The sequence below is a fragment of the Staphylococcus argensis genome, from assembly GCF_002902305.1.
Classification (GTDB): domain Bacteria; phylum Bacillota; class Bacilli; order Staphylococcales; family Staphylococcaceae; genus Staphylococcus; species Staphylococcus argensis.
The window spans coordinates 179,505-205,736 of record NZ_PPPX01000016.1 but is presented as its reverse complement, the minus strand read 5'-3'; the positions used below and the strand labels follow the sequence as shown (position 1 = coordinate 205,736).

Sequence of the window (26,232 nt, the reverse complement as noted above, 5' to 3'; positions counted from 1 at the left end):
CTCATCAATTTCGGTTTCGCTTCTCAATATATTAGCTATAGCTTACGATAAAGGTTAATTGACCTTTGAAAGTGATATTTTTATCCTCACTTGTCAGAATAAAATGAGTGCCTTTTTCAATATCAAAGTTTTCACCATCAACTTCGACAATACCACTTCCTTCAATCACTGAAATCAGGCAATAACTGTGTGGTTTCTCGTAATTTAAACTTTCCGCCACTTCCCATTTACCAACTGTAAAGAAATGATTTGAGACAAACTCTGTGTAAGTATTTTCTCCGTATTTAGTAACTTCAGGCGTGGTATTAGGTGTTTTATTGCTAACATCAATTACAGCTTTACTTTCTTCAAGATGCAAGTCGCGTTTATTACCATCTTTATCTTTACGATCATAGTCATAAATTCGGTAAGTTGTATCTGATGACTGTTGGGTTTCAAGTATCATAATACCTTCACCGATCGCATGAACAGTGCCAGCAGGTACGTAGTAGAAGTCACCTGGCTTTACTTTAACGCGATGGAATAAGTCATCGAATGCTTGTTTATCAATAAGTTCTTCAACTTCTTTTTTACTATCAGCATCTACACCGTAAATAATTTCTGCATCCTCTTTGCAATCTAAGATATACCAACACTCAGTTTTGCCACTTTCACCGGCATGCTGGCGAGCGTAGTCATCATCAGGATGAACTTGTACGGATAGCTTGTCATTGGCATCTAGTATTTTAGTCAGTAAGGGGAAAGTGTCACGTGAATCGTTACCAAAGAGTTCACGATGAGACTTCCACAATTGATCGAGTGTTTCTCCTTTATAAGGACCGTTAATTACACGATTCGGTCCATGTGGGTGAGCAGATATTCCCCAACATTCACCAGTTGTGTCTGTAGGGATGTCGTAACCGAACTGCTCCAAGTTACGTCCGCCCCAAATGCGTTGTTGGAAGACGGGTTCTAGAAATAGTGCCATAAATTGTACTCCTTTCTGTCATCTCGATTAAATAGTTTGTAATAAATTGTAGATAGTTTCTGTATCTTGAGCTTCAATGAGTTGTGAACGTGTGTCATCGTCCATTAGTGCGCGTGACAAGCGTTGTAGTATCTTGAGATGTTCATCGCTACTTTCTTTTGGCACTGTGATGAGAAAGACAATTTGAGGTGGAGTGCCATCGAGACTTTCCCATTGCACACCATGCTTGTTATTCAAGACCGACACGACAGGTTCATTCACTGCTTCTGATTTCGCATGTGGAATTGCGACATTCATACCAATGGCTGTCGTTGATTCTTGTTCGCGCTTTAGGATATCTTGTTTCAACTGATCTTGATCAGTTACATATCCTTGTTGTGCTAAGTTAGTGATCAGCTGGTCAAAGACTTCATCACGTGTGAGTGTTTGTTGGCTAATTGTGATGAGATTTTTATGGAAAATGCTAGAGTCTGAGTTGGATTTCACGTCCTTGTTTGCAGGATCAATCGCTTTGTCTGCTGTAGTATCAGCACTGCCTGCGTTTGTAGAAATATTTGAGTTAGTATTTATACTGGAATTATTAGCTCCCGTCTCATTTGCCGGTGTGCTAGTACCAGAATTTGGCATCTCAGTAAAATCAGTAGATTCTGCTTGTTCTCCTTCAACGCTTTTAACCTCAGTAGAATCTTCAGCCTCTTCACTTGCACCTAAACCACTTTCAGCCTGAGTCGCATCGACTTGAGCAGCTGGATTGCTACGGCGAAGCAGAATGACAGTCGCCATCGTAACCAAACTACCGACGAGAACAGCGATAAAGAACCATAAAATCTTATCAATACCGCCTAATACAGCTACAATCGGACCACCGTGAGCGACACGGTCACCCACGCCACCAATTGCAGCAATAACGGATGCTACCATAGCACCAATCATGTTAGATGGGATAATACGTAACGGGTCTTGTGCAGCAAAAGGAATTGCACCCTCAGTAATCCCGAAGAGTCCCATAGTAAATGAGGCTTTACCCATTTCAATTTCAGCATGGTTGAACTTACGACGACGGATAAATGTCGCCAAGCCAAGACCAATAGGTGGAGTACAGACTGAAACAGCAACCATACCCATAATGCTGTAGTTACCTTCAGCAATGAGTGCCGAACCGAATAGGAAAGCAACCTTGTTAACTGGGCCACCCATGTCAAAGGCAATCATTGCGCCGATAATCAATGCGAGAATCACAATATTGGTACCTTGCATGCCTTTTAACCAAGATGTAAGACCTTCGAATATATGAGCGATAGGAGCACCAATCACGAAGATAAAGATAAGTCCTACGATTAAGGACGAAATAATTGGAATGATGATGATTGGCATAATCGGAGCCATCGCTTTAGGAACTGGAATCTGTTTAATCCATTTAGCAATGTAACCAGCTAAGAAACCAGCGACGATACCACCTAGGAAACCGGCACCTGCATCACTACCGTAGAAACTTCCGTCTGCAGCGATTGCACCACCAATCATACCGGGAACGAGACCAGGTTTATCAGCGATACTGACGGCGATATAGCCTGCGAGTATAGGAACCATGAATTTAAAGGACAGTGAGCCGATATTTTCGATTGATTTCCAGAACGAATCATCAGGAATTTGAAGTCCTTTAGATGTAGGATGACCCCCGAGTGTTAGGGCAATCGCGATGAGTAAACCGCCAACTACGATGAATGGAACCATAAAAGAGACACCGTTCATGAGATGTTGGTAGACCATCTGAGTGCCTTTCTTAGATTCGTTCGAGTCGTTAGATTTGCTCGATTGTTGTGATGTGTCAGCGTGATTTTGATCGCGATAAATCGTTGCATCACCTTTCATAATGCGTTGAATAAGTTCATGCGGGTGATGAATACCTTCACGCACGTTCACGTTAATGAGACGTTTGCCGTCGAAGCGGGACAGATCGACTTGTCTATCTGCAGCGACGATAATGCCATCTGCTTCTTGAATCTCTTTGGCAGTTAGTATATTTTCAGCACCCACGCCTCCTTGAGTTTCGACCTTTATTGATACGCCGAGTTCTTCTGCGGCTTGTTCTAATTTCTCCTGTGCCATATAAGTATGTGCTATGCCGTTGGGACAGGACGTGATTGCGAGTATTTTCATGTCGTTCGACCTCCTTATATTCAGTGTAAGCGTATTCATTGCCGGTAAAAAAAGAATAATTGCCGTTAATAGAGGCAATTATTCGTAAAATAGTGTATTGAGTTGTGATTTGAGTTGCTCGTGGTCGAGTTGTAATAATTCGGTGACGTCTGTTTCGGTTAGACGAGCAATTGATTGCATGATGTGTTTCGTTTCATGCGCATCTTTTTCAGAGATAGCTAAGAAAAATATCATATGCGCTTTATGATGTCGCCAATGTATACCGCGTTGGCTAGTAAAGACAAGTATTTGAGAATGATTGAGTGCCTTTGGATTACCATGCGGTATAGCGATGCCATTACCGATATAAGTTGATGAAGATTGTTCGCGTGTGTAGGCGTTCTTGATGTATGTGTCGATGATTTTTGAGTCAGGTTCTGCGGTGTGTAAATTATTGGCGGCCGTATCGAACACATTCTGCATTGATGTGATTTCCTGGGAAATAATATGGGTGTTTATCGAATCTGGCGAGTGTTGCGATTTCTGGGATTTTGTTGCTTTTTTAATAGCCTTGTTGAGCTTTTCTTGATCTGTTGTATCTAATAAAGGTGAAACTTGTAGGATTTGTGTTCGGTTTGTATCAATTTGATCAGGTTGATGTGTCGTGATAAGTAAATCAATATTGGTAAAGTCATACTGTGTGATTTGTTCAAGCGTAATGGTATCGATGACTTTGATTTGCGGGTAGTCCTGTGTGATTTTAGTCTCCAACAGATTAGATATCCCAATACCGTAATAACACGCAATGAGCGTGTGAATAGGGTGCTGTTTCTGATGTTCTCTATCGTACGCAGCTTGAAAGTGCACAGTCAGAAAGGCAATTTCATCTTCATTTAATGTGAGATTTATTGATTTTTGTATCGACGTAAGCACTTCATATAAAGTGTTGAACATGTAAGGGTATTGCGTTTTTATACGTGTAGTGAGTGGGTTGTTTACATACACGTGATTGATGATTCGGTAATACATTTTACTAAAGTGTGTTAAGATATTTTCTTTGAATAAATGATCATTAGAAAACGCAAAGTTCGTTTGTCGTTCCATCTTTTCAATTAATGTGTCGATGAAGCTTTTTACTAATTCGCGTTGGAGAGACAGACTAAATTGATTAAAGTGATGTGAAAGGAAAAACGAAAATAGCTTAGCTGTCGTCTCGTTAATTTGATAACCAAGAGCCGCGTTGATACGTGTCATACATGTCTTCGCAATTTCTAGTGATTGTTGACTCGTCGAAATATCATCGGTTGAATGGTCTCGACGTTTATAAATAATGATGAAATGAATTAATAATTGTTGTAATTGTGCTTGAGAAGTTGCGATATGATGGTCGTTAAGTACGCGCTCGATGATTGTAGCGATAGTTTGACGATGTGCATGGGGTAACTCGTTCAATATTAATTGTTCGACGCCTTGATGACCTTCGATGAGTTGATCTAGGTGTAAAAGCGCGTTGCGAATTTGTGTTTCTGATCCTGTGACACGGATGCCATTACGTTTGTGAACAGTAATCTGGAGATTGAAAGATGCACTCCATGCTTGAATTTGGTTAATGATTTCAGATACTTCTGTTTTAGATAGCTGGTGGGCGCGCATGATTTCCTTTATTGTATGCGACTTCCGATCCATGAGCAGGTGGTATCCAATAGTTATGACTACTTTATCCTGATAAGTACTTAGTTGTGCTAAGATATTTTCAATTTCTGCAAGGGTATAGTTGTCGAAGTTTAATTTGAAGCCACGACTTTTATAACTTGCGATAAGATGTGGCGTAGCATTGTTAGCATTAATGAGTTTAATGTCATTTCTTGCAGTACGATTCGAGACATTGACATAGTTAGCGATTTCGGTAGAACTGATAAATTCACTTTGATTATTTAATAATAACTGTATGATTTTAATATGTCGCGCTTGCATACGGATTTGAACTCCTTTACGACGAAATATTGAAACTTATTCCCTTAATCTCAACTTTATTGTATTTTTAAAAATGAAAATGAACAAGTAGATGCGTGACGAAATGTGACTTATTGAATAAACGCAATTTGTTGAAATATTTAAGTTAACTTATATGAATTGTTGTATTTGTGTAAATATTTTTATAGAAATTGACAATAAATAAATTCTATGTCAATATATTAGTTGACACGTGTCAACTAATAGAATTATCCGGATGGTTAATTATGGAAGAGGGGGTGAATTTCATGGAACACCTTAATAACATTGGTGAAGCGGTTGTTAATATTGTTACAGCGTCTGAGAATGCTGATGGCGCTGGAATCGCTAAGGGCGTGATCAATATTGTCACTAACGCTGGCGGTATCATCGAAGATATCGTGCACATGTTTGTCGGATAACTTAGCAGAATCGATACACTCACTATAAACACACCCAACACGGCGGCTACACATTCTTTGTGTGGTCGTTTTTTTGTGTGGGAAGCAGGGGCAGGTTAGTTGTTTAAAATGTTCTTGGGTTCCCGAGGTGAAAGTTTACTTATTGTAGTCCACACTTTAATAGGAAGTTGCGATATAATATAGATAAATAATAAGGTTGGAATGATTTTTATTGAAAATGGTAGGTGCAGCGTTTTCGTATGAATGTGCCTAAACTTTATATAGAAAGAGATAAACTGGGGTGTGAGTTGTGGAAACATTTGAGGTTATTAAAGATTTTGTGATTTTCTCGTTTGAGCTACTTTGCATTTTAATAATGGGGTCTTTTATATGTTTTTATTGGCCATTTCGATTGGTCATGAGTTTTTATGTAGTAACGAGAGATTGGGCTGAAGCGCACTTTGGAGTAGAAGAAACAGGCTGCATTGGGATTTTAATTGCGACTTTTGTCGTTTGTATACCGTATTTAATTGTTATTTTCTTATTCGGAAAGTTAGCACAAGTCATTGGAATAGGAGGGTGGATGATTGTTCCAATGTTTTTAATTGGAGTGTTAATTCATTATTTAGTAGTAAAATTGCGACGGAGTTAGTAGTGGATTGAAGAGGCAGTAAGTGAGTGCGAAACGACGGTGTAATGTGTCTCAGTAACAATATTACAATGACATAATCACAAGAATTGAAGCGGTTTAAGCACAGAATATGAATGATCAAAATTCAATTTCTGCTTCTCAATTATTGCGCGGGAAATAACTAAATTAATGAGAAACATTTTATCCATAACTGTAGAACAATGAGAAAGATCACACGCAGTTTTTACATAAATTCATACTAAACGCTAAAAAAGAGGTTAAGCACGATGCTTAACCTCAATTTTAATACCTCAAATCATTTTACTCAGAAATTACTTATCTGCTTTGCGACGACGGAGACCGAAGAAAGCGAGAATACCACCGAGCGCAGCCATGATTGAGATACTAGCGTTATTGGACTCGTGCTGACCAGACTCAGGAAGGCCTTGCGCAGTACCACGAACTGGCTGTTGCGTCTGATCTACTGCAACTTCTGTCACTTGCGTCGTATGACCTTGAGCGTCTTGCTCAACCACTGTGATAGTGTCGCCTGATTTCAAGTTTACATGCTCTGGCGTTGGCGCGTTCCAAGTGCCATCTGGGTTCACAGTCGCATGAGTTGTCGTACCGTCCGAGTAAGTGACCGTGATTGTGTTGCCCGGCGTACCGTGCTGACCTGTCACGCCATTATCGTGATGCGTCACTGGATTAACTGTTGGTGTGTTAGGCGTGTTTGGATTGTTTGGTGACTCTGGGCTGTTAGGATTCGTTGGCGTACCAGGAGTGCCATGTGTTGTTTCAGGTGTCGTAGGTGTTCCTGGTGTAGGTTGATTTGGATTGTTAGGATTTTGCGGATTCTGAGGGGTGTTTGGATTTGTTGGATTATTAGGATTCTGTGGATTCTCTGGATTGTTAGGGTTATTTGGGTTAACCGGTTCGTTAGGATTGTTAGGATTTACTGGTGTGCCAGGATCTGTTGGTTGACCAGGTTGTGTTGGATCTGTTGGTGTGCCAGGATTTGTTGGTTCGCCTGGATTAGTCGGTTCACCAGGGTTAACTGGTTGCGTTGGATCAGTTGGTGTACCTGGGTTCGTAGGTTCACCAGGGTTAACTGGTTGCGTTGGATCAGTTGGTGTGCCAGGGTTAGTAGGCTCACCTGGATTCACTGGTTGTGTTGGATCTGTCGGCGTGCCAGGGTTCGTAGGTTCCCCTGGGTTCGGATCTGTCGGTGTACCTGGGTTAGTCGGCTCACCCGGTTGATCAGGGTTCGTTGGCACATCTGGCTCAGCACCTGAACCTTGCATGAAACGACTGAGGTAGTTGTGATAATCGTAAAAGTCTGATAAGCCGTTACCTAACTGATTCTCAATAGCTGTTGTTTCAGTAATATTGTCCGCATCTTCGTAAGCATCACTCTTCGTATTGATGATAAAGCCTTGTCCATCGAGATCGTAACCGAAATCAATAGTTGCTTCAGTACCATCGTCATTATATTGAATATCGTATTGATCTGTAACATCTTCTAAATCTTCATAATTAGGCACATAACTGTCTACCATTTGATCTTTTGATGAAGGTTTATAAATTTGAAGGTTACTAAGGTTAGAACCTTGTGTAGAGATGGTTACGATAGAATGATTCATTGGATGATAACCTTCGTTGAGATATGTTGTGCGTGATTGATGCTTATGATCTTGACTACGTGAATCCCAGAATGAAGATACATAATCGGATTGATGTACGTAATCAAATTGAAGATTTGTAGAATATTTTTCACCAGCCACATCGATGTCGATTGGATAATCTTTGAAAGAATCCGTCGCATTTCTACGATTTGGATAAGCAACGAAGTCAAAGCTACCTTTCACATCTTTATGTTGATCAACGAAATCTGTGAAAGTGTACTTCACTTTATTGTTATCTGGATCGTATTTCGCAGTTGCGACAGTTTGTGAACCATTGTCATTATAAGATTTCAAATCTTCAGGAACGATAGGGTCTTCCAAACCAGTAGGGCGTACGTAATCGCCGTAATCTACGTAGAAGTAGTCGCCAGATTTCACATTATTGTCGAGCTTGTAATTACCTTTGAATCTGAGATAACCGTTGTTACCGATTTCTACAGTATCTTTATTGTCAGGATTGTTAGGGTTCACGCCAGAAAGGTTGAGATTTGAGAAGTGCACGTTATCACTTACGTCAGAACCGTCACTATTTCCAGCTTCTTCTGTAGTTGATTCGGCATCTCTAAAGCTTGTAGATTCGTTTTGAGTTGACGCAGATGTTGTACTTGCTGGTGTGGCAAACAATGTTGTCGCATTTTTCTTATCTGAGTAGTCTTTTGCTGCGCTTTTTAAAAATTTCTGTTGGATTGTGGCTTGGTCGTCTTTATCGAAATCAATGTTGGAGTTCTCCGCGATTTCGTTCAGATCAGATTCTGACATTCGGTTGCCTGTTTGGTCTTTGTAGTGTTTTCTTTAGAATTTGCGACGTCATTTGCTTCTGGCATAGAAAAACCTGAGTCTAGAGATGATTGAGCGTCGTCATCGTCTTTTGAAGTTTGTTGTGAGTTTGAGTCTTGTGTAAATTGATTTGTGTCTTGAGATGATGAAGCGAAGGTATCTTTCGTTTGTTTAGGTGACTGTTCGTGAGAGGATTGTGGTGCTTGTTGAGCTGATGAGTCAGCTTTATTGTGAGTAGAATTTGAATTGTTTTCGTCATTTTTTGAAGTAGATTGTTTCATGTTTGAGTTTGTAGATGTTGTGTCATTAGCGGATTGTGGTTGAGATGAGTCAGAATTTGCATTTTGGTCATTATTGTTTCCTGCATTTGAGTTAGCAGAATCGTTAGTGTCCGCTGCTTTATTGTTAGAAGTTTGTTCAGAATTAGAAGATTTGTTTCCTGAGTTTTGGTTGTCTTCAGCTTGTTGTGGTTGTTCTTGTGCTGCTTTGTCATTGTCTGTATTATTTTGATTTGATGATTGGTTAGAAGGAGTTTTGTCGTCTGAAGTTGTAGAAGCGTCAGTGGCTTGTGCGTTGTCAGATGTTTGATTGTTGTCTTCATTTTGTGTTTCATTATGCTGCGTATTGTCTTCACTTTGCGCTTCAGCATCTTGATTGTCATGAGTGTCTTCACTTTGAGTCTCGTCAGAATTTGTATTTTGCGCATTTGGACTTTCTGTTTCTGATGCGTCAGGGGATTCTTGAGAAGTTTGATCTGAAGCGTCTTGTTCTGTTTGATTACCTTGATCTGCGCTATTTGTAGTATCTTCAGAATCTTGATTTTCGTTATCTTGTGATGCTTGTTCTGTTGTCGCAGTTGTATCGTCAGACTGCTGTCCTTTTTCTGCGGCATGCGCTTGTCCTGCACCAAAGAATAACGTTGCGCCTACAACGATGCTTGCTGTTCCAAATGTGAATTTACGTATGGAATAGTTATGCTTTTTATTCATAAATTGTGATGAGTTTTTTCTCATAATCAAAGCCCCTTTCTTAAATATTATGTACCACCCTAGATGTGCGGCCACTATAGATAATATGATTTCCAAATGAATGATTGTAAAATCAATTTTAATTACATTTGTAAATCACAGTATTGTTATAAATGTAGTGACCTTTTTAAGTTTTACCCGAATACATATTGGACTAACGATAAATAATAGACTTTTTCTAATGTGTGCATAACTTAGTTAAGCGTAACTTAAATTAAAATGCTTATCTTTACATATACAATGGATATAAATATAATATAGTTACAAGCTACTTAGTGTAGTTTGGTGTTTAATTAACTATCCCCAAGGAGTGGGACGTAAAGCGTTAGCGTTTTGCCGTCTCATTCCGTCTTTATAGATTTTTAACAAACTTTCCTCATTTTTTCTTCTGAAATTACAATAACTATAATGTACTTTTTGGTATGTGTCTCACTCAATTTTTCGAAAATAGCGTTTCATCACTATAACTATCTCACTGCGATAGACCTCATATTATTTGATATAATGTACTACAAATCTAGAAAGTTTAAAGGAGTCTCACTTTGAGTATTAAAAGCAAGATTACCAATTATCGTAATAATCGAGGTTTATATAAATATGTCAATATGCGTCGGCATAAACGAATTAAGAAAGATTATGTACTCCTAGAATCGATGCACGGGGGTGCTGTTACAGGACAGATATATTATTTAATTCCAGAAATTCAAGATATCCTTCGCAATAGTAAGGTATTTGTGGTTTCACAAAATCCAGAAGAAGATGCACAGTTTTTGAAAAAAAGAGGACTGTCTCATTTTAAGATTGTGAAGCATATGTCCTTACAATATTTCGAATTACTAGCAACTGCCCAATATCTCATTAATGACACGACGTTTTATCCATTTTTTAATAAAAGAGAGGGGCAACAATATTTCATTATTTGGCATGGAACGCCTTTAAAGAAAATGGGCAAAGATACGGCTCATATTTTTGATTTGGCGAATGTGCAACGGAACTTTTACATGGCAGATCAGGTTATCGTCAGCAACGACTACTCGAAAGAAATTATGGCTGGCGCCTATAATCTTAATCACGTGTATAACGGTGACATGATTGTCGGACCAATGCCACGAAATAGTGTCTTTTACGAAAAGCAGCTGCGTGAAAGTATACGTCGCGACCTTGATATAGAGGATAAGAAAGTGCTGTGCTACATGCCTACGTGGCGTGGACAAATTGGTGATGTGAGTGATGCGCGTCAGTTGGAAACGATGTTGTTGTACTTAAATCAACATTTAGATGCAGATACAGTGCTATATGTGAAATTGCATCATCTCGTTAAGCGTCAGCTAAAAATGAATTACAGTAATATTAAATTTGTGCCGGATACGTATGAAATTTATGAGTTTCTCACTGCTACAGATGGCTTAATTACTGACTATTCTTCAGTGATGTTTGATTATTTGAATATGGATAAGCCTATTATTCTATATTTGTATGACCTAGCGGAATATCAACGTGAGCGCGGGTTATATCAGTCTCCATCAGACTATCCATTCACTACAGCTTATTCGTTATCAGAGTTAGCAGAAGCGATCAGAAATATAGATTCTGAGGTGCATTACACTGACATTAAGGAGAAAATGGTTCCTTACGATAATCGAGAAGGTGCGAAAGAAATTGCGCAATTAATGATAGATGGTAGTACTACAAAAAATATCAAAAGTTATCGTCTTGAGGACAAAAAACCAAATATTGCCATACATTTAGATTCCAATAACGTTGAGGAAGTACTGGGCAAAATGCAGTTGTTGGAAAGTGCGAGTGCCCAATTTATACTTTATTTCGATAGAGAAACGATTTCTGTTGAACAATTCCCGCAATTGATGAGTATGCCGGACAACGTGACGTTCTATCCAACTTTAGGAAATATGAATGGTAATTTCTTAGATCGTTTAGTTATGAAGAAATCACAGTTGAAAAAAGTTATGAAAAATAAGATGCGACGTCTAAATAATGAAGAACAAACACGTATATTTGGAGATATAGCTATAGATTATTTGGTTACTTATGTAGCTTCTGAAAGCTCGACGTTGCTTCCAGCTGTAAAAGATAGAGGTAAGACTGCGGTATGGCTTAGCGCTCACTTATCTCAAGTTCAAAGTAAGTCGATTTTGAATAAAATGAATTTGAGCAAGATAGATTATATTATTACTGAGAATCAAGACTCGGCTAACCATTTTTCAAAAATAGCTCAACCTCAATTCATGACAGAAAGTGAGTTTCTGCGCCAATTTTAAAATGAAAATCTGTGCCATCAGTGATGACATAAAGTGAATTTTAGCTAACCATTATTATGATAGAAAGGCCTGCGTTGGACGCAGGTCTTTTTTGCTCGTCTAAGCTTCAGAGATTACCCAGCCATATGGATCAGAAAGCGCAGTCCAATCAGCTTCGAGCTCATCACTATTCACTAAGCAAGTATCGAGTTCCTGTTCAATTTGTTTAGCATCGAGATTTTGACCGATAATGACAAATTGCGTCTTGCGATCACCGTATTCGATGTCCCAATCTTCAGCTACGTCTGGGCGTTGCGCTAGGATAGCTTCCCGTTTCTCTGGTGCTAATCCTGCTACCCAGTACGTGACGGGGTGGATGTTACATGAAGAACCGGCTTGAGATAATAGGCAAGCGACATGATTATATTGGGCGAGCCACACGATGCCTTTAGAACGAACGATGGTATCATCAAGCTGTTCTAACCATTTATGAAATCTTTCAGCATGGAAGGGGAGTCTTCTTGAATAAACGAAAGAAGAAATACCATATTCTTCAGTTTCTGGCGTATGTGTTTCATGTCCACCTTCAGTTAATTCTTTAATCCAACCTGCAGAATTACTTGCTTTCTCAAAATCGAAACGTTGCGTGTTCAGAACTTCGGATAATTCAACTTCAGCATTAACCGTTTTGATGATTTTAGCTTCAGGTTGCAGTTGTTTCAATACGCGTTCAAGTTTTTCTAATTCTTCAGGGGTAACGAGGTCAATTTTATTAATAACTAACACATCACAAAATTCTACCTGATCGATCAACAAATCTGCAATCGTGCGCTCATCTGTAGCGTCAGCACCTTGACCACGATCCGTCAGCAAATCTTCAGAATGAATGTCGTGTGTGAAGCGGTTCGCATCAACGACTGTGATCATGGTGTCTAGCCTACATATTGATGTGAGGTCAATGCCTAGCTCCTCATCCACGTAGGAGAAAGTTTGAGCAACCGGCACAGGCTCCGAAATCCCTGTAGATTCAATGACTATGTAATCGATGTTGCCTTTCTGAACGAGGCGCTCGACTTCTTGAAGCAAATCGTCGCGCAAAGTACAGCAAATACAGCCGTTGGAAAGCTCTACCAGCTTCTCATCGGTACGAGAAATACCACCGCCATCCGCCACGAGATCTTTATCGATATTGACTTCACTCATATCATTTACAATTACTGCAATTCTGCGTCCATCACGATTATTCAAAATATGGTTCAATAACGTCGTCTTTCCAGAGCCTAGATAACCACTCAGAACTGTAACAGGTATTTTCGACATATTATTCCCTCCGTAGTAGGTAAAAGTTTAGTTTTGATTCGGTTCGATAAAACGTAATAGTTACGATTTAAAATTGTACTAGAAATTCGAAGAAAATCAAGGGGAGGGATAGTGGATTTATTTAATGGGAGTAAAAAACTCCAAAAATTGAAGCTTTGAGCGTTCAACTTTTGGAGTTCAGTAGTTCTTTTCTTAAGCTTTAATTAGTTAATTTTTCTTCTTTTTCTTCGCATTAAGTGCTATAAAATAGCCGATAAGCGCAGCGAATACAATAAAGCAAAATTTTAGGATAGGTGTGCATCCTTTTTAATAATTCATCATAATTCGAATTGTTTTCTAGAAATTAACTCTTTTAAAAATTGTTTCATGTTTAGAATATATATTCAAAGTTTCATAAATTTGTCTTTATTCGTTCACCCCCAACATCTCTCTAAATGTTTCATCAGAATATGATTTTCTGTATAAATTACGTTTCTGCATTTCTGGTACGATAAGGTCAACGAAATCTTCTAAACTGCCAGGAAGTGTGGGTGGCATTAAGTTGAAACCGTCGGCCACGCCTTCATGAACCCACATTTCCATAGTATCGACAATTTCTTCAGGTGTACCAATCAATGTAAGATGCCCGCCACCTGCACTGAGATAACCTAAGAGTTCGCGCACTGTGGGTTGCGTATCTTTAATGATTTCTAAGACCGTTTCGTATCTACCCACGGGACCTTTGAATTCTTCAACTGATGGCAGATCTGGAACAGGCGCGTCTAATTCCCAATCAGAACAATCTTGTTGGACGAAGAAACTTAGTTGTTTCAATGCCGAATCGATAGGCAATTGGTCGTCTAATGCAGCTTTTTTAGCTACAGCCTCTTCATGTGTAGGTGCGACGTATGTAACGAGGCCTGGGAAGACTTTGATTTTGGCATCAGGTCTATGACTCTCTGCGATGGCCTGATCTAGCTTGCGACGATAGGTCTTAGCTTGATCCAAGTTCCAAGAAACGGAGTACACTGCATCTGCATATTTCGCCGCTAATGCGATGCCTTGCTTAGAAGCTCCAGCTTGCATTGCGACTGGCTTGCCTTGGGGACTTTGCGGTGTAGTGGATGGTCCATTTATTTGAAAATGTTTCCCTTGATGAGAGAACGAATTGATTTTCTGACTATCGACAATTTCTTGGTTTTTGCGATCAGGTGAAAATGACTCAGAATTCCAAGAAGTGAGGAGTTGATTCATTACTTTCGCAAATTCATCTGCTTTCGCATAACGCGTTTCTCTCTCCGGAAGTTGACTCATACTATGATTTTGCGCTTCTTGATCGGTCATTGAGGTAACAAGATTCCATCCAACGCGACCTCCAGTAATATGGTCTAAACTCAAGAGCTGACGTGCCACGGTAAAGGGATTACTGAACGTGCTAGAAATCGTTGAAACAAGACCTACATGCTTGGTAACCTGTGAAATTGCAGTTAAATTGATGAGTGGGTCATACCAGAATGCAGGTAGCGAACGATTGTCACTAGGATTGAATGCTTGGTTGTCAGCGAAGAAGACTGCATCGAAATAGCCTTTTTCAGCAAGTTGCGCAAGGTGTTGATAATAAGAAATTGAACCGATTTGTTCGATAGATGAGTCCTTCATGAGCCAAGCAGCCTGATGGTGACCACAACCGAATAGTAAGATACCAATATGTATATGTTTGTTTTGCATTTTACGAAACCGCCTTCACTAGATATTTTTAAAAATTGCATAGGGAGCCATTTTACAAAAAAGCAAAAGCTAAAGCCCGCTATAGTTAAAGAAACGAGCTTTAGCAATTTCTCATTAATTCATCGTTAAACCGCCATCAACTGTAATATTCTGGCCTGTAATATTGGTCGCATGTTCTGACGCTAAATGAGCAACCATGTTGGCCACATCTTGAGGCGTCGTCACCTGTCTCGTAGGTGTAGTTTGAGCGATTAAATCAAACACTTCTGGTGTCGTCGCTGCACTTGCATCTGTCGTCTTCAACAAGCCGCCAGAAACGACGTTCGCAGTAATGCCGTGTTGACCCAATTCAGAAGCAAGATTGCGCGTGAAGCCGATTAAACCTGCTTTGGCAGTCGTGTATTCGTGGTAAGGCACCACCGGATTCTGATATAAATTGGTACCAATACTGATAATACTGCCGGATTGACGCTCCATAAATTGAGGAATAACACTTTGAGAAACGTTGAATGCAGCTTTCAAAGTACCGTTAATTTGTTGTTGATAGTCTTCCCAAGTGAGGTCTTTAAATGATTTCTGCGTAGTTGGGTCGAATTTGAAACCAACAAGTGCGTTATTCACGACCACGTCGATTTGTCCGAAATGCTCAGTTGCTTGTTTCACCATTGCTTCAACCTCTTCGCGTTTAGTAACGTCGGCTTGGATTGCGATGGCTTGGTGTTCGTACCCTTTAATCAGCGCTTCAGCCTCTTCTTTACTTCGATGATAGTTCACTACTACGTTGAATCCTTGTTGGAGTAGCGTCTTGGCGATAGTTGCGCCGAGTCCTCTACTGCTTCCTGTTACTAATACTGTTCTTGTCATATGTAACACTCCCTTTTTTAATTTTTTGATAAATAAAAATACACAACCTTCACGAGGAAAGTTGTGTAAACGACATAAATGAAGCTATAAATAATCATAGTAAGTTTGATCAATTATTATAAATCGGTACTACACTTTCCTCCGCTAGCGTAAACTAGATCAGGTTCAAAGGGTTTGGGCCAGGCCCATCTCAGTTCAGTGACACCCCTAGTGTATGTATGAAGTTATACTCTAAATGTAAGGTTATTACATGTCAGAGTCAAGGTTATTGAGTTTTGGTGGGAGGGTGAAAATGAAAAACTGTCACGATAATCGATCGAAATTAAGAAATCTGTACATATTTTGTAAGAGGATATTTTTGTCAAAACTCCTTTAAAGTTCGTGTTTTAAGTTCTAAAATTTTAAAATTCATCTCCTAATCAACTCTAGATTATGGTACGTTATTAATAGATTATTGAAAAAAATTGGGAGGACTACCATGATTTATAAGTCGGAGAAAATGTTAAATATGATCGGTATAGGACTACAGATGTTGACTTTATCGGTATTATTGCCGTACGCGTTATATAAGACGCACATGCATATTTATATTAATAAGAAACTTGAAGGGGTTGCTGACCAAATGATTGGTTATCCGATTGAATCATCGGATCAAACTTTATTTTGGTTATGTATCCTAATGATAGTGAGTGTTATTACAATAATATTAGCTTTTATTGCTGCTAAAAATTTTAAAAATAGGCCAAAACTCACAATAACTTTGATGTTTATTTGTGCTTTCCTAAGTTTGGTGACAAGCTTGCCAGCTATCGTAATTTGGATTATTGCTGGGATTAAAACGATAAATACATATAAAAGAAATGGTAGAAGCGAAATAGTGAGAGAGAATGAAACTTCAAAAATTAAGAAAATGGACGGGTTTGAATTAGGATTACTTATAGCAAGTTTGTCTATTAGTATTCTTTGTATAATCATTTACGCGTTAGCAACTATCCCTTTTGCAATGATTCTAAATTCTGAGGCGTCCCGTACATTCTATCGCGATCCAAGTGTCATAGATGGTTATACTCAAACTATGATATACAAATCATTTTTATATACGAGTTTCATATACTCTGGAGTATTAGTTACCGTAATTGCGATAGTAGTGCTGATTATCTATTTAATTAAAAGTAAAAGCGTTAATTTCTTAAAAGCGAATTTATTTATTATCGTTGGTTGTGCTAATTTAATATTTAACATTATTGCAGGCATGTTCTTACTTATAGTAGGAATTCTGTTATATAACAAAATGGGACAAAAACCAGAATATGATGAGAATAATCGACGAGAAGAATTAACACCGTAAAAAATAGCGAGATTCACTGTAATAGTGAGTCTCGCTATTTAACTTACTTCTCATTTTCATAAATTTCTTCATTAACGGTATTTTGCAGTGTATTAACTTGATTTAATCCCGCTTTCATTAGGATGAAAACTAATAGCCAACCGAGAACAATTAAAATAATGATTTTCAGGTTATAACTACCTAAAAATGTTATATCTACGTCCCAAATTGCGTGTAGTATAACAGAAGCGAAGAAGAAAAATAGAAATCTTGGATCTACAATATTATTAAATTCGAATTTTACTTCACTTTTAGCAATAACTACTGCAGCACCTACAATTGCCGCCCAAACAAGATGACTTCCAAGGCCTGTCCAAGCACGTAGGATAATCATATCCATCACTGGAACGTGAGCATATATAGCAAATTTTAAAATATAACCTGCTGATTCAAAGACGGCAAAGCCAGCACCAATCGCTGCACCTATAAGCAATCCATTAAGAATTTTATTCGTTTTAGTGATATTCACAATTATAATAATGATAATTGCTTTACCAAGTTCTTCTACAATCCCTGTTGAGATGGCATCAGTGAGCGTCATTCCCCCGAATACTTCTTCCTCTTCACTAAATGAAACAAAGTTATAGAGAAAGAGTGTAACTAAAAGTGAGAATACGCCCCCAATAAAAAACCATTTCAGAACTTCGAAGATACTGATATTTTTAAAAGCGTTAGTCTCATAGAAAAAGAAGAGTCCTGATAAAGGTACAGTTAAGGCTCCAATAAATATAAGACCTGGGATTGCGTTCTCATTTCCAAATGATGCAGCCATAACCCATAAAAGTACAAACGTTATAGCCATTGCTGCAAATACTCGAGAAAACAGCCACGGTCGGCCCCATTCATTGGAAACATCCTTGAGAGCAGGCGTCGTTTCTTTAGTTCCTGCAATAAAGATGCGATCGGCTTCTTCTCGTGAGTGAGATTTAAATACTTCTGAGAACATGTCGCGTAAATTGAGATTCAGGCTTTCTTCATTTCCTGCCATTTTACCGATAGATTTTGTTGTATTATTAAATAACTGTTTTGCTTCGTCTGCGAGACTCACGTTCTCTTTAGTTTGATTTTCTAGAGACTCAGTATGTGAGAAATTGGAATTTGAAGCGGTTGCTAAGTTGAATCCACATTGCATACAGAATTTATCGTCTGGATTGACTTCTGCATGACAATTTGGACAATGAGGGCCTGAAGTGGTTTTTGCTTCTTCAGAATAGGTAGCACCGTCAGTTTCTAAATTATTACCGCAATACATGCAGAATTTATCTTCGGGATTAACTTTTTGATTACATTTCGAACATTGCATGAGCATCCACCTTTGTTTTTTATGTATAGTCATATTTTAATTTATTATTAAAGGAATTGCTATATAATTTTTGGCTTGATTAAAAAGGGGAAGCACATAATTTACAAATCTTTAGTAACAGCAACTTAGATGTTTAGAATTTTTTAAATAAGTAATTAAATTAACGTTATTTCATGATAAACTATGCACTAGCAAAAGACTTAGGGGGATTACATAATCATGAAATTTACATCTGAACGTGTGGCATCTTGGATTGCTGTCGGATTAATGGGACTCGCATTATTAGGGTGCTTTCTAGGAACTATCTTTTTCGCAATTATGGGTAATCAAACGAAAGAAGGACTTATAGCTTCAGGTGAATTTAGTAGTAGTGAAGCTGATAATTTTATTAGTTTGTGGGGACCTGTATCAGTTCTATTCCTCATTTCTTCTATTATTTTAATTATTTTTGGTATTATTGGTTCGATTTGGATAGGCAAGAAGACGAAAGCAGCAGCGATTATGCTATTGGTTATTGGGATTCTATCAATAATCTTTAACTTTTGGCCAATCGGTCTGATTTGGATTATTGCTAGTATTAATCTTTTCCGAAAACGTCGTAAAGAGCAACCTAGCCAAGGACACCACCAAGGTACATATGATAGACAACAAGATTATACTAACGAGCAAGATAAACACTCTGACTTTCTAGAAGATGACGCTCGTCGTTATACGAAAGAAGTCAAAGACGATCCATACAAGTATTAATAATTTGTAATGATAGGTCACTCTACCCGCAGTCTAAACAAGCGATGGGAGAGTGACTTTTTCTATGTGTTAATTCTCTGGTTTTATTAAAAAAACGAGAATTTATCATAAAAGTATTCAAATTCACGTAAATTTCACGAAATTACTAATTAATTATACGCATTTTTGTGATAAAATATGCACTAGAAAATAAGAAGGGAGATTACATAATTATGAAACGTACAGCAGAACGCGTGCTTTCTTGGATAGGTGTAGGAATTACAGCTCTCAGTTTCTTAGTGACTATCTATTGGATATTAAATTACATTGTTTTCGCTAGTCGTACTAAAGAAAAGTTAGTTGAAACAGGTTTTTATAGTAATAGCGAAGCAGAAAATTATATTAGTGGTTGGTCAGTTGTTTCGATTCTGTCACTAATCTTAGCTATTATCTTTCTTATTCTAAGCATCATGGCTGCGATTTGGATTGGTAAGAAGACGAAAGCTGCGGGGATCATTCTTCTTGTTTGTGGTATTATCAACATCTTTTCTATTAACTTTGTAGCAGGAGTACTTTGGATTATTGCAGGTATCATGCTGTTAGTGAGAAAGCCTAAGCAGGCGATGGAGCACGGATATTACCAAAATTATAATAATAACCAACAAATCCACGCTAGCAACCAAGATTTTATAGACAATGATTCACGTCGTCACACAGATGAAGTCAAAGACGATCCATACAAGTATTAATAAATGTTAATGATATGTCACCCAATTATCGAAATAGTGATAGTTGGGTGGCTTTTTATTTAAGGTAGAAGCCATCTTCAACCCCGTCCTTATCTGTCTTAATAGAAATGTCAAATTTTCCTAACCTGCTTGTGTTGTAAAAGCAAGAAATCTTTATTATGATTAGAAATTGCGTGTGACAAGAACGATAGCAATAATGAATATTTAGGACTTTTTAGCGAAAATCTAAAAGGTTCTTTTTGTTTTGTCCAGTATTCAAGAAATAAAAATTTTACTAAAGGAGATTGATTCTATAGTAGGAAGGGAGGACAAGTGAATATGAGTAAGAAAGCTATTCAAATTCACACTAAAAATATTATTTTCTGCTTGCTAGGTACATTCCTCATTGCGGTGGGCGTCAATGCTTTTATCATCGCAGCAAACCTCGGTGAAGGCGGTACGGTCGGTATTTCCTTAAATCTCAAGTATACGCTCGGCCTCTCACCAGCGCTCACGTCATTCATCATCAACATCATCCTCATCGCAGTAGGTTGGAAGTACTTAAGCAAGACGACAGCGATTTATACGCTGATCACGGTGATTGCGAGTTCGGTTTGGCTAGCGCTCACGGAATCTTTCAACTTGCATCTACAGTCAGACTTTATTAACAGTATCTTCGGTGGGGCGTTTATCGGAATTGGTACAGGTTTCGTTATTTCAGCTCGCAGTACACTCGGTGGTACGTCAGTTATCGCGAAGATTATCGATAAATATACGGAAGTGAAGACGGCGCAAGCGCTATTCGTCCTAGATACGCTCATTGTCCTCTCTTTCTTAATTACGATAGATATTGAGAATGTACTTTATACCATTGTTATGCTCTTTATTGTGGAAAAATGCATGGCGTTCGTTATTGAAGGTTTCAATCCTAAGAAGGCCATAACCATCATTTCTGAGTATAATGGTGAAATTAGCGATCAAATTCATTATGAAACAGGCCGTGGATCTACGTTGCTTAACGGTGTAGGAGGCTACGAACGTCGACAAACGAACGTACTTTACGTTGTCGTGCCTCAGAACCAACTGGCGCGTATTAAAAAGATCGTCAACGCGCACGATTCCAATGCTTTCTTAGTCATCCACGATGTACGAGACGTCTTAGGTAACGGATTTATGAAAATGCAGTAGGACGGATGTCTTAAAGTTGAATAATATGAATGTACCCTAACCGAAAGTTGAAGTTTAAGACGGTTAGGGTACGTTTTTTATCTCATAACGTTGATTAACTAGGAAGGGCGTCTTCTTGGCTGATATACTGAACCACTTTATCAATTTGTTCGCTAAAGGAACCATCAAATTTGTGATCGAAGAAGGCGCTCCCTATCGTGAATGCCCATGGATTCACGCGTTTAATGAAATCGAGTTTGTCATAACTATCGATGCTGCCCGCAACGCATACGGGTAAATCGTTTGCTTCTACAAAAGCCTCAATTAACGCTTCAGGTGTTTCCTCATGTCGATAACCTAATAGGTCAAATCCACTAACACCTCGCTCTGATAGCTTTTGAGCTTGTTCAACAATTTGTGAGATGTCACCTTTGAGTATCGATGGACGACCTACAACTTCTCCAGCGAATGGAAGATAAGTGATGTGATTGGCTAAACAGAACGTGTTGACGGAGTCGAAATAAGTCGTTCCCATGAGAATATCTGCGCCACATGCTTTAGCAAGTTCCGCGCCCTCTAAACTTTTAGCTTCATCATATTCAACGACTTCCAAAACTGTGGTTTTACCACATGACTTCATGTAATTAAACAATTCTTTCATTTCAATTTCTGGTAAGCCTTTATCTTTAAATCCCCAATACTGTGCTGCCGTATCTTTGCACTCCTCGAAGATTTGATATGCGTTCTGAACTGTAAAGTCTTGATATGTAAGCATAACGATTAAATTACTGTGATGCACGTTTCTCTCTCCCTTTGCTGTGTGTCACTTTATAGACTATTGATTTTCTTATGTGGACAGTTTACACTTATAGAGTGAATATAACAATAGTTTTATTGTATTTTTTTATAAAAATCTTTTTCAGTGAGGTATAAAAAACATGAATTTACTACGAAGATATATGCCTGACGCCTTGAGCGAGAGCGTTTATGATATCAATTATAAAAATCTATATGATGTGGGTTACAGAGGACTCATCTTTGATATTGATGGCACATTAGTTCCACACGGAGCGGACACTACAGAGAAAGTAGATGCTTTGTTCACAGAAATACATAATATAGGCTTTAAAACATTATTATTATCAAATAATAGTGAGGCGCGTATTAGTGAGTTTAACCGTCATATCCAAACAGAATTTATTCCGATGGCAGATAAGCCGGATGTGAGAAATTTTCATAAAGCAGTTGAGCGTTTAGACCTTCCTAAAGATCAAATCAACGTAATTGGCGACCAATTATTTACAGATATTGATGGCGCAAATAAATGTGGTTTAGCGAATATATTAGTGAAATTTTTGATGCACGAAGATGAGACGAAGATTGGTAAGAAACGTCGCGTAGAACAGCTTTTACTAAAGGTGGGTAAAATATTTAAAATTCAACAACGCTCACCACTACAACATCAAATTAAGGAGACAGACATGACAGAACGTAAGCCTTTAAGCGAAAGATATCCGAAACTTTATGATTTAGCAGTTAAAAAAGAAACAGCGAAACGCCATATTCAAGATTTGAAAGGGCGTAAAAAGTTTGCGCAACATCGACAAAAATTGAAATTACCGAATGTGGTTCATACCGTTTCTTCATATTTGATTAAAAAAGGTCCAGGTATCGACCCTGTGCTACAAACGAATAAAGCTGACAATATTGATTTAGCAGCTTCAAAAATTGATGGAATTGTGATTAATCCTGGAGAAGAATTCTCTTTTTGGAAACTCGTAGGAAAAATTAATAAGAAAAACGGCTATAAAGATGGCCGAGTTATCGTGAATAATCAAGTTCAGGCCGGCATGGGTGGCGGAATTTGTAACTTGGCAAATAATCTACATTTGCTCGTGATTCATAGTCCACTTCAAATCACTGAATTCCACGCACATTCTGATGCGCTCGCGCCTGATCAAGGAGAGCGTAAACCATTTCAGAATGGGACGTCAGTTTCTTACAATTACGTGGACTATCGTTTTAAAAATCCAACTTCGCAGAAAATACAAATCTGCTTATGGGTCGCTGATGAAACATTGTATGGTGAATTGAGAAGTGAAGCGGCCTTTCCTTGGAAATATCATTTAGAGGAAGAAAATCATCGGTTCGTGAAAGAAAATGGCAAATACTATCGTAAATCAAAAATCTACAAAGTTACGGAAGATGCGACCACTTCTAAAGAAATTGACCGTGAACTCTTATTGGATAACCGTTCTGAAGTCATGTTTGATTATGATTTAATCCCAGAAGATCAGATTAAGAGTGAGTAACGAAGAAAGTTTAGATACTAACAACAAAGCTCGAAAAATAGAAAGAAGTGATGTTGATGTCAAAGTTACACGAAATTTATCTGGAAAATGATAAAGAAAACTTTACGTTTGGAAGCATATTGGCTGAGACTGAGGAGTTATTTATTATTGAAACGCTTGATGAGAAAGGACAATTCGATAGTATTCAACTTCGCCCGAAAGCTAACGTAGGGGGATTCGTTAGCTCATCGAAATATCTTGAATTGATGGAGTTTAATAGAAGAAATCATATCGAAAACGACATCTATAATCCTTTAGGTTTGGAAATAAATGATGAAAACTACAGTAATTTAGAAAATGCATTTCATATGATGCGAGATTCTAAAGATATTTACACCATAGTTACAGATACGTATGAAGAGATTTATATTGGTTATATAGAGTCAGTTTTTGAAAAAGAAATTTTTATGCATGCTATTAATTTTGAAGATTTCACGCAAACAGAGGTATCTATCAATAAAGATGAGATTGTGGCTATCGATATTTTAAGTTATGAGAATGCATTACTTCAAAAATTTTTAAATAAAAGCAGAGAAGTTGAATAGAAGTGGCAAAGGCCATTGAGTAGAAGCGGGGCAGAGTGTTGTCTCGCTTTTTCTGTGTTTATAGTCCTTAAAGAGTTCTCGCTAATTAACATTAATTATACCCTTAATGTTAACTTATATTTTTACTAGGTTTACAATTGCCGATTTTCAATTTAAGATATAAATATCCTATTAAATTTTTAAAGTAACTGGTGAGAAAAATGAATATTTTTATTACAAGTACGAATACGGATGTTGGTAAGACCTACGTTACAGTGAATCTGTATCACTTTCTGAAAAATGAAGGATACAACGTCACGATATTCAAACCTTTTCAAACTGAAGAAATGCCTGATGGAACCTATCCAGATTTGGAAATGTACAAGGCAGAGTGTGGATTGAGCTATGAAACGACCTCACTGTATAAATTTAAAGATCCAATCTCTCCACATCTGGCATTTAAGAGAGAACCGCATCAAATGTTCGATAGACAAGTAATCATTGACCGTGCTGAAGAATTAGCCACAAGACATGACATTGTGCTAATCGAAGGTGCGGGTGGCATAGCAGTTCCAATACATAACAGTGACAAAGAATGGTACATGACGGCTGATCTCATTAAGGATACTGGCGCTGCTCACATTATTAGTGTCGTGCCTTCTAAACTAGGAGCAATTGGTGACATTGTTGTACATCAGCGTTACTTAGAGTCGCAGAATTTACCTTCCAACACACTTATCATGAATCGTTATTCAAATACTGATGTAGAACAGGACAATCTTTTAACAGTAAAAGATTTATTGCATCAAGACGTTGAAACTTTTCCAGAAAATGGGACAGCCTCAGAAATTCCAAAATGTATACTAAAACAACTGAAAGGAGTCAGAAATGATGAATCTTCAAAAGCATGAGGATTTGGTGAATAAAAATTTAGAATATGTGTGGCATCCGTTCACGCAAATGGGGGTGTATTCCAAGCACGACCCAATCATTATTGAAAAAGGGAAAGGTAGCTACCTCTATGATACGAAAGGGAATAAATATTTAGATGGCTATGCTTCGCTGTGGGTGAATGTGCACGGGCACAATGATAAGAAATTGAACAAAGCGATACATAAGCAGTTGGACAATATTGCGCATTCTACTTTGTTGGGTTCTTCAAATATCCCGTCTATTGAGCTTGCGGAACAACTCGTTCGAATTACACCGGAAAGTCTGAAGAAGGTCTTCTATTCAGATACAGGAAGTGCAGCTGTTGAGATTGCGATTAAGATGGCTTATCAATATTGGAAAAATCTTGATCCAGTCAAATATGCGAAAAAGAATAAGTTCATCACATTACATAATGGTTATCACGGGGACACGATTGGTTCAGTAAGTGTGGGTGGTATCGACGCATTTCATAAGATTTTCAATGACTTGATTTTTGAAAATATCCAGGTTGATTGTCCATCTTTCTATCATAGTGATTATGAATCCGAAGAGGAAATGGTGGAATCGATTCTGACGCATATTGATACGATTCTCCAAGAAAGAGCAGATGAGATTGTAGGGTTCGTGATGGAGCCGTTGATTCAAGGTGCGACGGGTCTGTTTGTTCATCCTGCTGGCTTTCTAAAAGGCGTGGAGAAACTTTGTCGTAAGCATAATATCTTATTAATTGTAGACGAAGTCGCGGTTGGTTTCGGTCGTACTGGACAAATGTTTGCGTGCTATCACGAAGATGTGAAGCCAGATATCATGTGTCTAGGTAAGACGATTACTGGAGGGTACCTACCGTTAGCTGCGACGCTCACTTCTCAAAAAATTTACGATGCTTTCCTCAGTAATTCACATGCTGAAAAGACATTTTTCCATGGCCATACGTATACAGGAAATCAAATCGTGTGTGCTGTCGCTTTAGAGAATATTCGTCTGTTTGAGAAGCGAAAACTGTTAAAACAAATTCAACAAACTTCAGCTATCTTGAGTAAGAAATTACGAAAATTGAGTACGCATCCTAACGTAGGTGATGTGCGTGGCCGCGGTTTAATGTATGCCGTAGAGCTTGTGGAATCTAAAGAGACTGGCGAACCTCTCAATATTCCAACTGTTGAGCGTATCATTCACGAATGTAAAAAGCGTGGCTTAATGATCCGTAATTTGGAAAATATTATTACTTTCGTTCCGATATTAAGTATGAGCAAGAAAGAAGTTAAGAAAATGGCGGATATCTTCACTGAAGTATTGCTTGAGGAACTAGGGCAGTACGAATTTTAGAAAAGTGAGCTTGATAGG

21 protein-coding genes and 1 riboswitch are annotated in these 26,232 nt (G+C 38.2%); of the genes, 11 read left to right on the top strand and 10 right to left on the bottom strand.

All coding sequences use genetic code 11. The annotated features are described in order from the left end of the window. Positions 1-31: 31 nt before the first annotated feature. From manA to CD039_RS09850, 3 genes are all read right to left on the bottom strand, one after another. Entirely contained in the window at positions 32-967 is a 936-nt protein-coding gene (manA, locus tag CD039_RS09860; protein WP_103372166.1) for a mannose-6-phosphate isomerase, class I, read from the bottom strand. 27 nt (positions 968-994) lie between these two features. Beyond that, entirely contained in the window at positions 995-3,127 is a 2,133-nt protein-coding gene (locus CD039_RS09855) for a PTS fructose transporter subunit IIABC (protein ID WP_103372165.1), read from the bottom strand. A gap of 78 nt (positions 3,128-3,205) precedes the next feature. Next, complete coding sequence (locus CD039_RS09850; protein ID WP_103372164.1) at positions 3,206-5,080, bottom strand: BglG family transcription antiterminator; 1,875 nt, start codon at positions 5,078-5,080, stop codon at positions 3,206-3,208. A gap of 287 nt (positions 5,081-5,367) precedes the next feature. Between CD039_RS09850 and CD039_RS09845 the strand changes: the two genes are divergently transcribed. Next, on the top strand, positions 5,368-5,520 hold the full coding sequence (locus CD039_RS09845; protein ID WP_002472077.1) for a beta-class phenol-soluble modulin: 153 nt from the start codon (positions 5,368-5,370) through the stop codon (positions 5,518-5,520). Positions 5,521-5,809: 289 nt separating this feature from the next. Next, a complete protein-coding gene (locus tag CD039_RS09840; protein WP_103372163.1) occupies positions 5,810-6,151 on the top strand; it encodes a hypothetical protein in 342 nt (113 codons plus the stop codon). Positions 6,152-6,462: 311 nt separating this feature from the next. Here the strand turns inward: CD039_RS09840 and CD039_RS11905 are convergent, their stop codons facing one another. Next, positions 6,463-8,574, bottom strand: a complete 2,112-nt coding sequence (locus CD039_RS11905; protein WP_167386260.1) for an Ig-like domain-containing protein — start codon at positions 8,572-8,574, stop codon at positions 6,463-6,465. Beyond that, on the bottom strand, positions 8,556-9,605 hold the full coding sequence (locus CD039_RS09825) for a YSIRK-type signal peptide-containing protein (protein WP_103372160.1): 1,050 nt from the start codon (positions 9,603-9,605) through the stop codon (positions 8,556-8,558). The genes CD039_RS11905 and CD039_RS09825 overlap by 19 nt, the downstream gene beginning before the upstream one ends. A 557-nt stretch (positions 9,606-10,162) precedes the next feature. On the opposite strand from CD039_RS09825, the gene CD039_RS09820 reads away from it, so the two are divergent. Next, positions 10,163-11,899, top strand: a complete 1,737-nt coding sequence (locus CD039_RS09820) for a CDP-glycerol glycerophosphotransferase family protein (protein WP_103372159.1) — start codon at positions 10,163-10,165, stop codon at positions 11,897-11,899. A 99-nt stretch (positions 11,900-11,998) separates the two neighbouring features. Here CD039_RS09820 and CD039_RS09815 read toward each other — a convergent pair whose 3' ends face one another. From CD039_RS09815 to CD039_RS09805, 3 genes are all read right to left on the bottom strand, one after another. After that, on the bottom strand, positions 11,999-13,198 hold the full coding sequence (locus tag CD039_RS09815) for a GTP-binding protein (RefSeq protein WP_103372158.1): 1,200 nt from the start codon (positions 13,196-13,198) through the stop codon (positions 11,999-12,001). A gap of 405 nt (positions 13,199-13,603) precedes the next feature. After that, positions 13,604-14,905, bottom strand: coding sequence for an NtaA/DmoA family FMN-dependent monooxygenase (locus CD039_RS09810; protein WP_103372157.1), 1,302 nt, complete (start codon positions 14,903-14,905; stop codon positions 13,604-13,606). Between the two features lie 114 nt (positions 14,906-15,019). Beyond that, positions 15,020-15,769: a 3-oxoacyl-ACP reductase gene (locus CD039_RS09805; protein ID WP_103372156.1), complete on the bottom strand. Its 750-nt coding sequence runs from the start codon at positions 15,767-15,769 to the stop codon at positions 15,020-15,022. A gap of 119 nt (positions 15,770-15,888) precedes the next feature. Beyond that, a riboswitch (TPP riboswitch) is annotated at positions 15,889-15,988 on the bottom strand. Positions 15,989-16,247: 259 nt separating this feature from the next. Here CD039_RS09805 and CD039_RS09800 point away from each other — a divergent pair. After that, entirely contained in the window at positions 16,248-17,117 is an 870-nt protein-coding gene (locus CD039_RS09800) for a DUF4064 domain-containing protein (protein WP_103372155.1), read from the top strand. Positions 17,118-17,160: 43 nt separating this feature from the next. Here the strand turns inward: CD039_RS09800 and CD039_RS09795 are convergent, their stop codons facing one another. Beyond that, on the bottom strand, positions 17,161-18,459 hold the full coding sequence (locus CD039_RS09795; RefSeq protein ID WP_103372154.1) for a PrsW family glutamic-type intramembrane protease: 1,299 nt from the start codon (positions 18,457-18,459) through the stop codon (positions 17,161-17,163). A gap of 219 nt (positions 18,460-18,678) precedes the next feature. Here CD039_RS09795 and CD039_RS09790 point away from each other — a divergent pair, with 219 nt between their 5' ends. From CD039_RS09790 to CD039_RS09780, 3 genes are all read left to right on the top strand, one after another. Next, positions 18,679-19,206: a DUF4064 domain-containing protein gene (locus tag CD039_RS09790; protein ID WP_103372153.1), complete on the top strand. Its 528-nt coding sequence runs from the start codon at positions 18,679-18,681 to the stop codon at positions 19,204-19,206. A 212-nt stretch (positions 19,207-19,418) separates the two neighbouring features. Then, positions 19,419-19,934, top strand: coding sequence for a DUF4064 domain-containing protein (locus tag CD039_RS09785; protein ID WP_103372152.1), 516 nt, complete (start codon positions 19,419-19,421; stop codon positions 19,932-19,934). Between the two features lie 318 nt (positions 19,935-20,252). Further along, positions 20,253-21,101, top strand: coding sequence for a YitT family protein (locus CD039_RS09780; RefSeq protein WP_103372151.1), 849 nt, complete (start codon positions 20,253-20,255; stop codon positions 21,099-21,101). Positions 21,102-21,195: 94 nt separating this feature from the next. Here the strand turns inward: CD039_RS09780 and CD039_RS09775 are convergent, their stop codons facing one another. Continuing rightward, positions 21,196-21,879 carry a hypothetical protein gene (locus tag CD039_RS09775; RefSeq protein ID WP_103372150.1) on the bottom strand — a complete coding sequence of 228 codons (684 nt, stop codon included), beginning with the start codon at positions 21,877-21,879 and terminating at the stop codon, positions 21,196-21,198. A gap of 139 nt (positions 21,880-22,018) precedes the next feature. Between CD039_RS09775 and CD039_RS09770 the strand changes: the two genes are divergently transcribed. The 4 genes from CD039_RS09770 (at position 22,019) to bioA (ending at position 26,214) form a co-directional block, all read left to right on the top strand. After that, positions 22,019-23,392 (top strand): YqeG family HAD IIIA-type phosphatase, encoded by a 1,374-nt coding sequence (locus CD039_RS09770; RefSeq protein ID WP_240595139.1) that lies wholly within the window; start codon positions 22,019-22,021, stop codon positions 23,390-23,392. 56 nt (positions 23,393-23,448) lie between these two features. Further along, on the top strand, positions 23,449-23,976 hold the full coding sequence (locus CD039_RS09765) for a hypothetical protein (protein ID WP_103372149.1): 528 nt from the start codon (positions 23,449-23,451) through the stop codon (positions 23,974-23,976). A 200-nt stretch (positions 23,977-24,176) separates the two neighbouring features. Next, positions 24,177-24,866, top strand: a complete 690-nt coding sequence (gene bioD, locus CD039_RS09760) for a dethiobiotin synthase (RefSeq protein WP_103372148.1) — start codon at positions 24,177-24,179, stop codon at positions 24,864-24,866. Next, positions 24,847-26,214, top strand: coding sequence for an adenosylmethionine--8-amino-7-oxononanoate transaminase (gene bioA / locus CD039_RS09755; protein WP_103372147.1), 1,368 nt, complete (start codon positions 24,847-24,849; stop codon positions 26,212-26,214). The genes bioD and bioA overlap by 20 nt, the downstream gene beginning before the upstream one ends. Positions 26,215-26,232 lie beyond the last annotated feature (18 nt).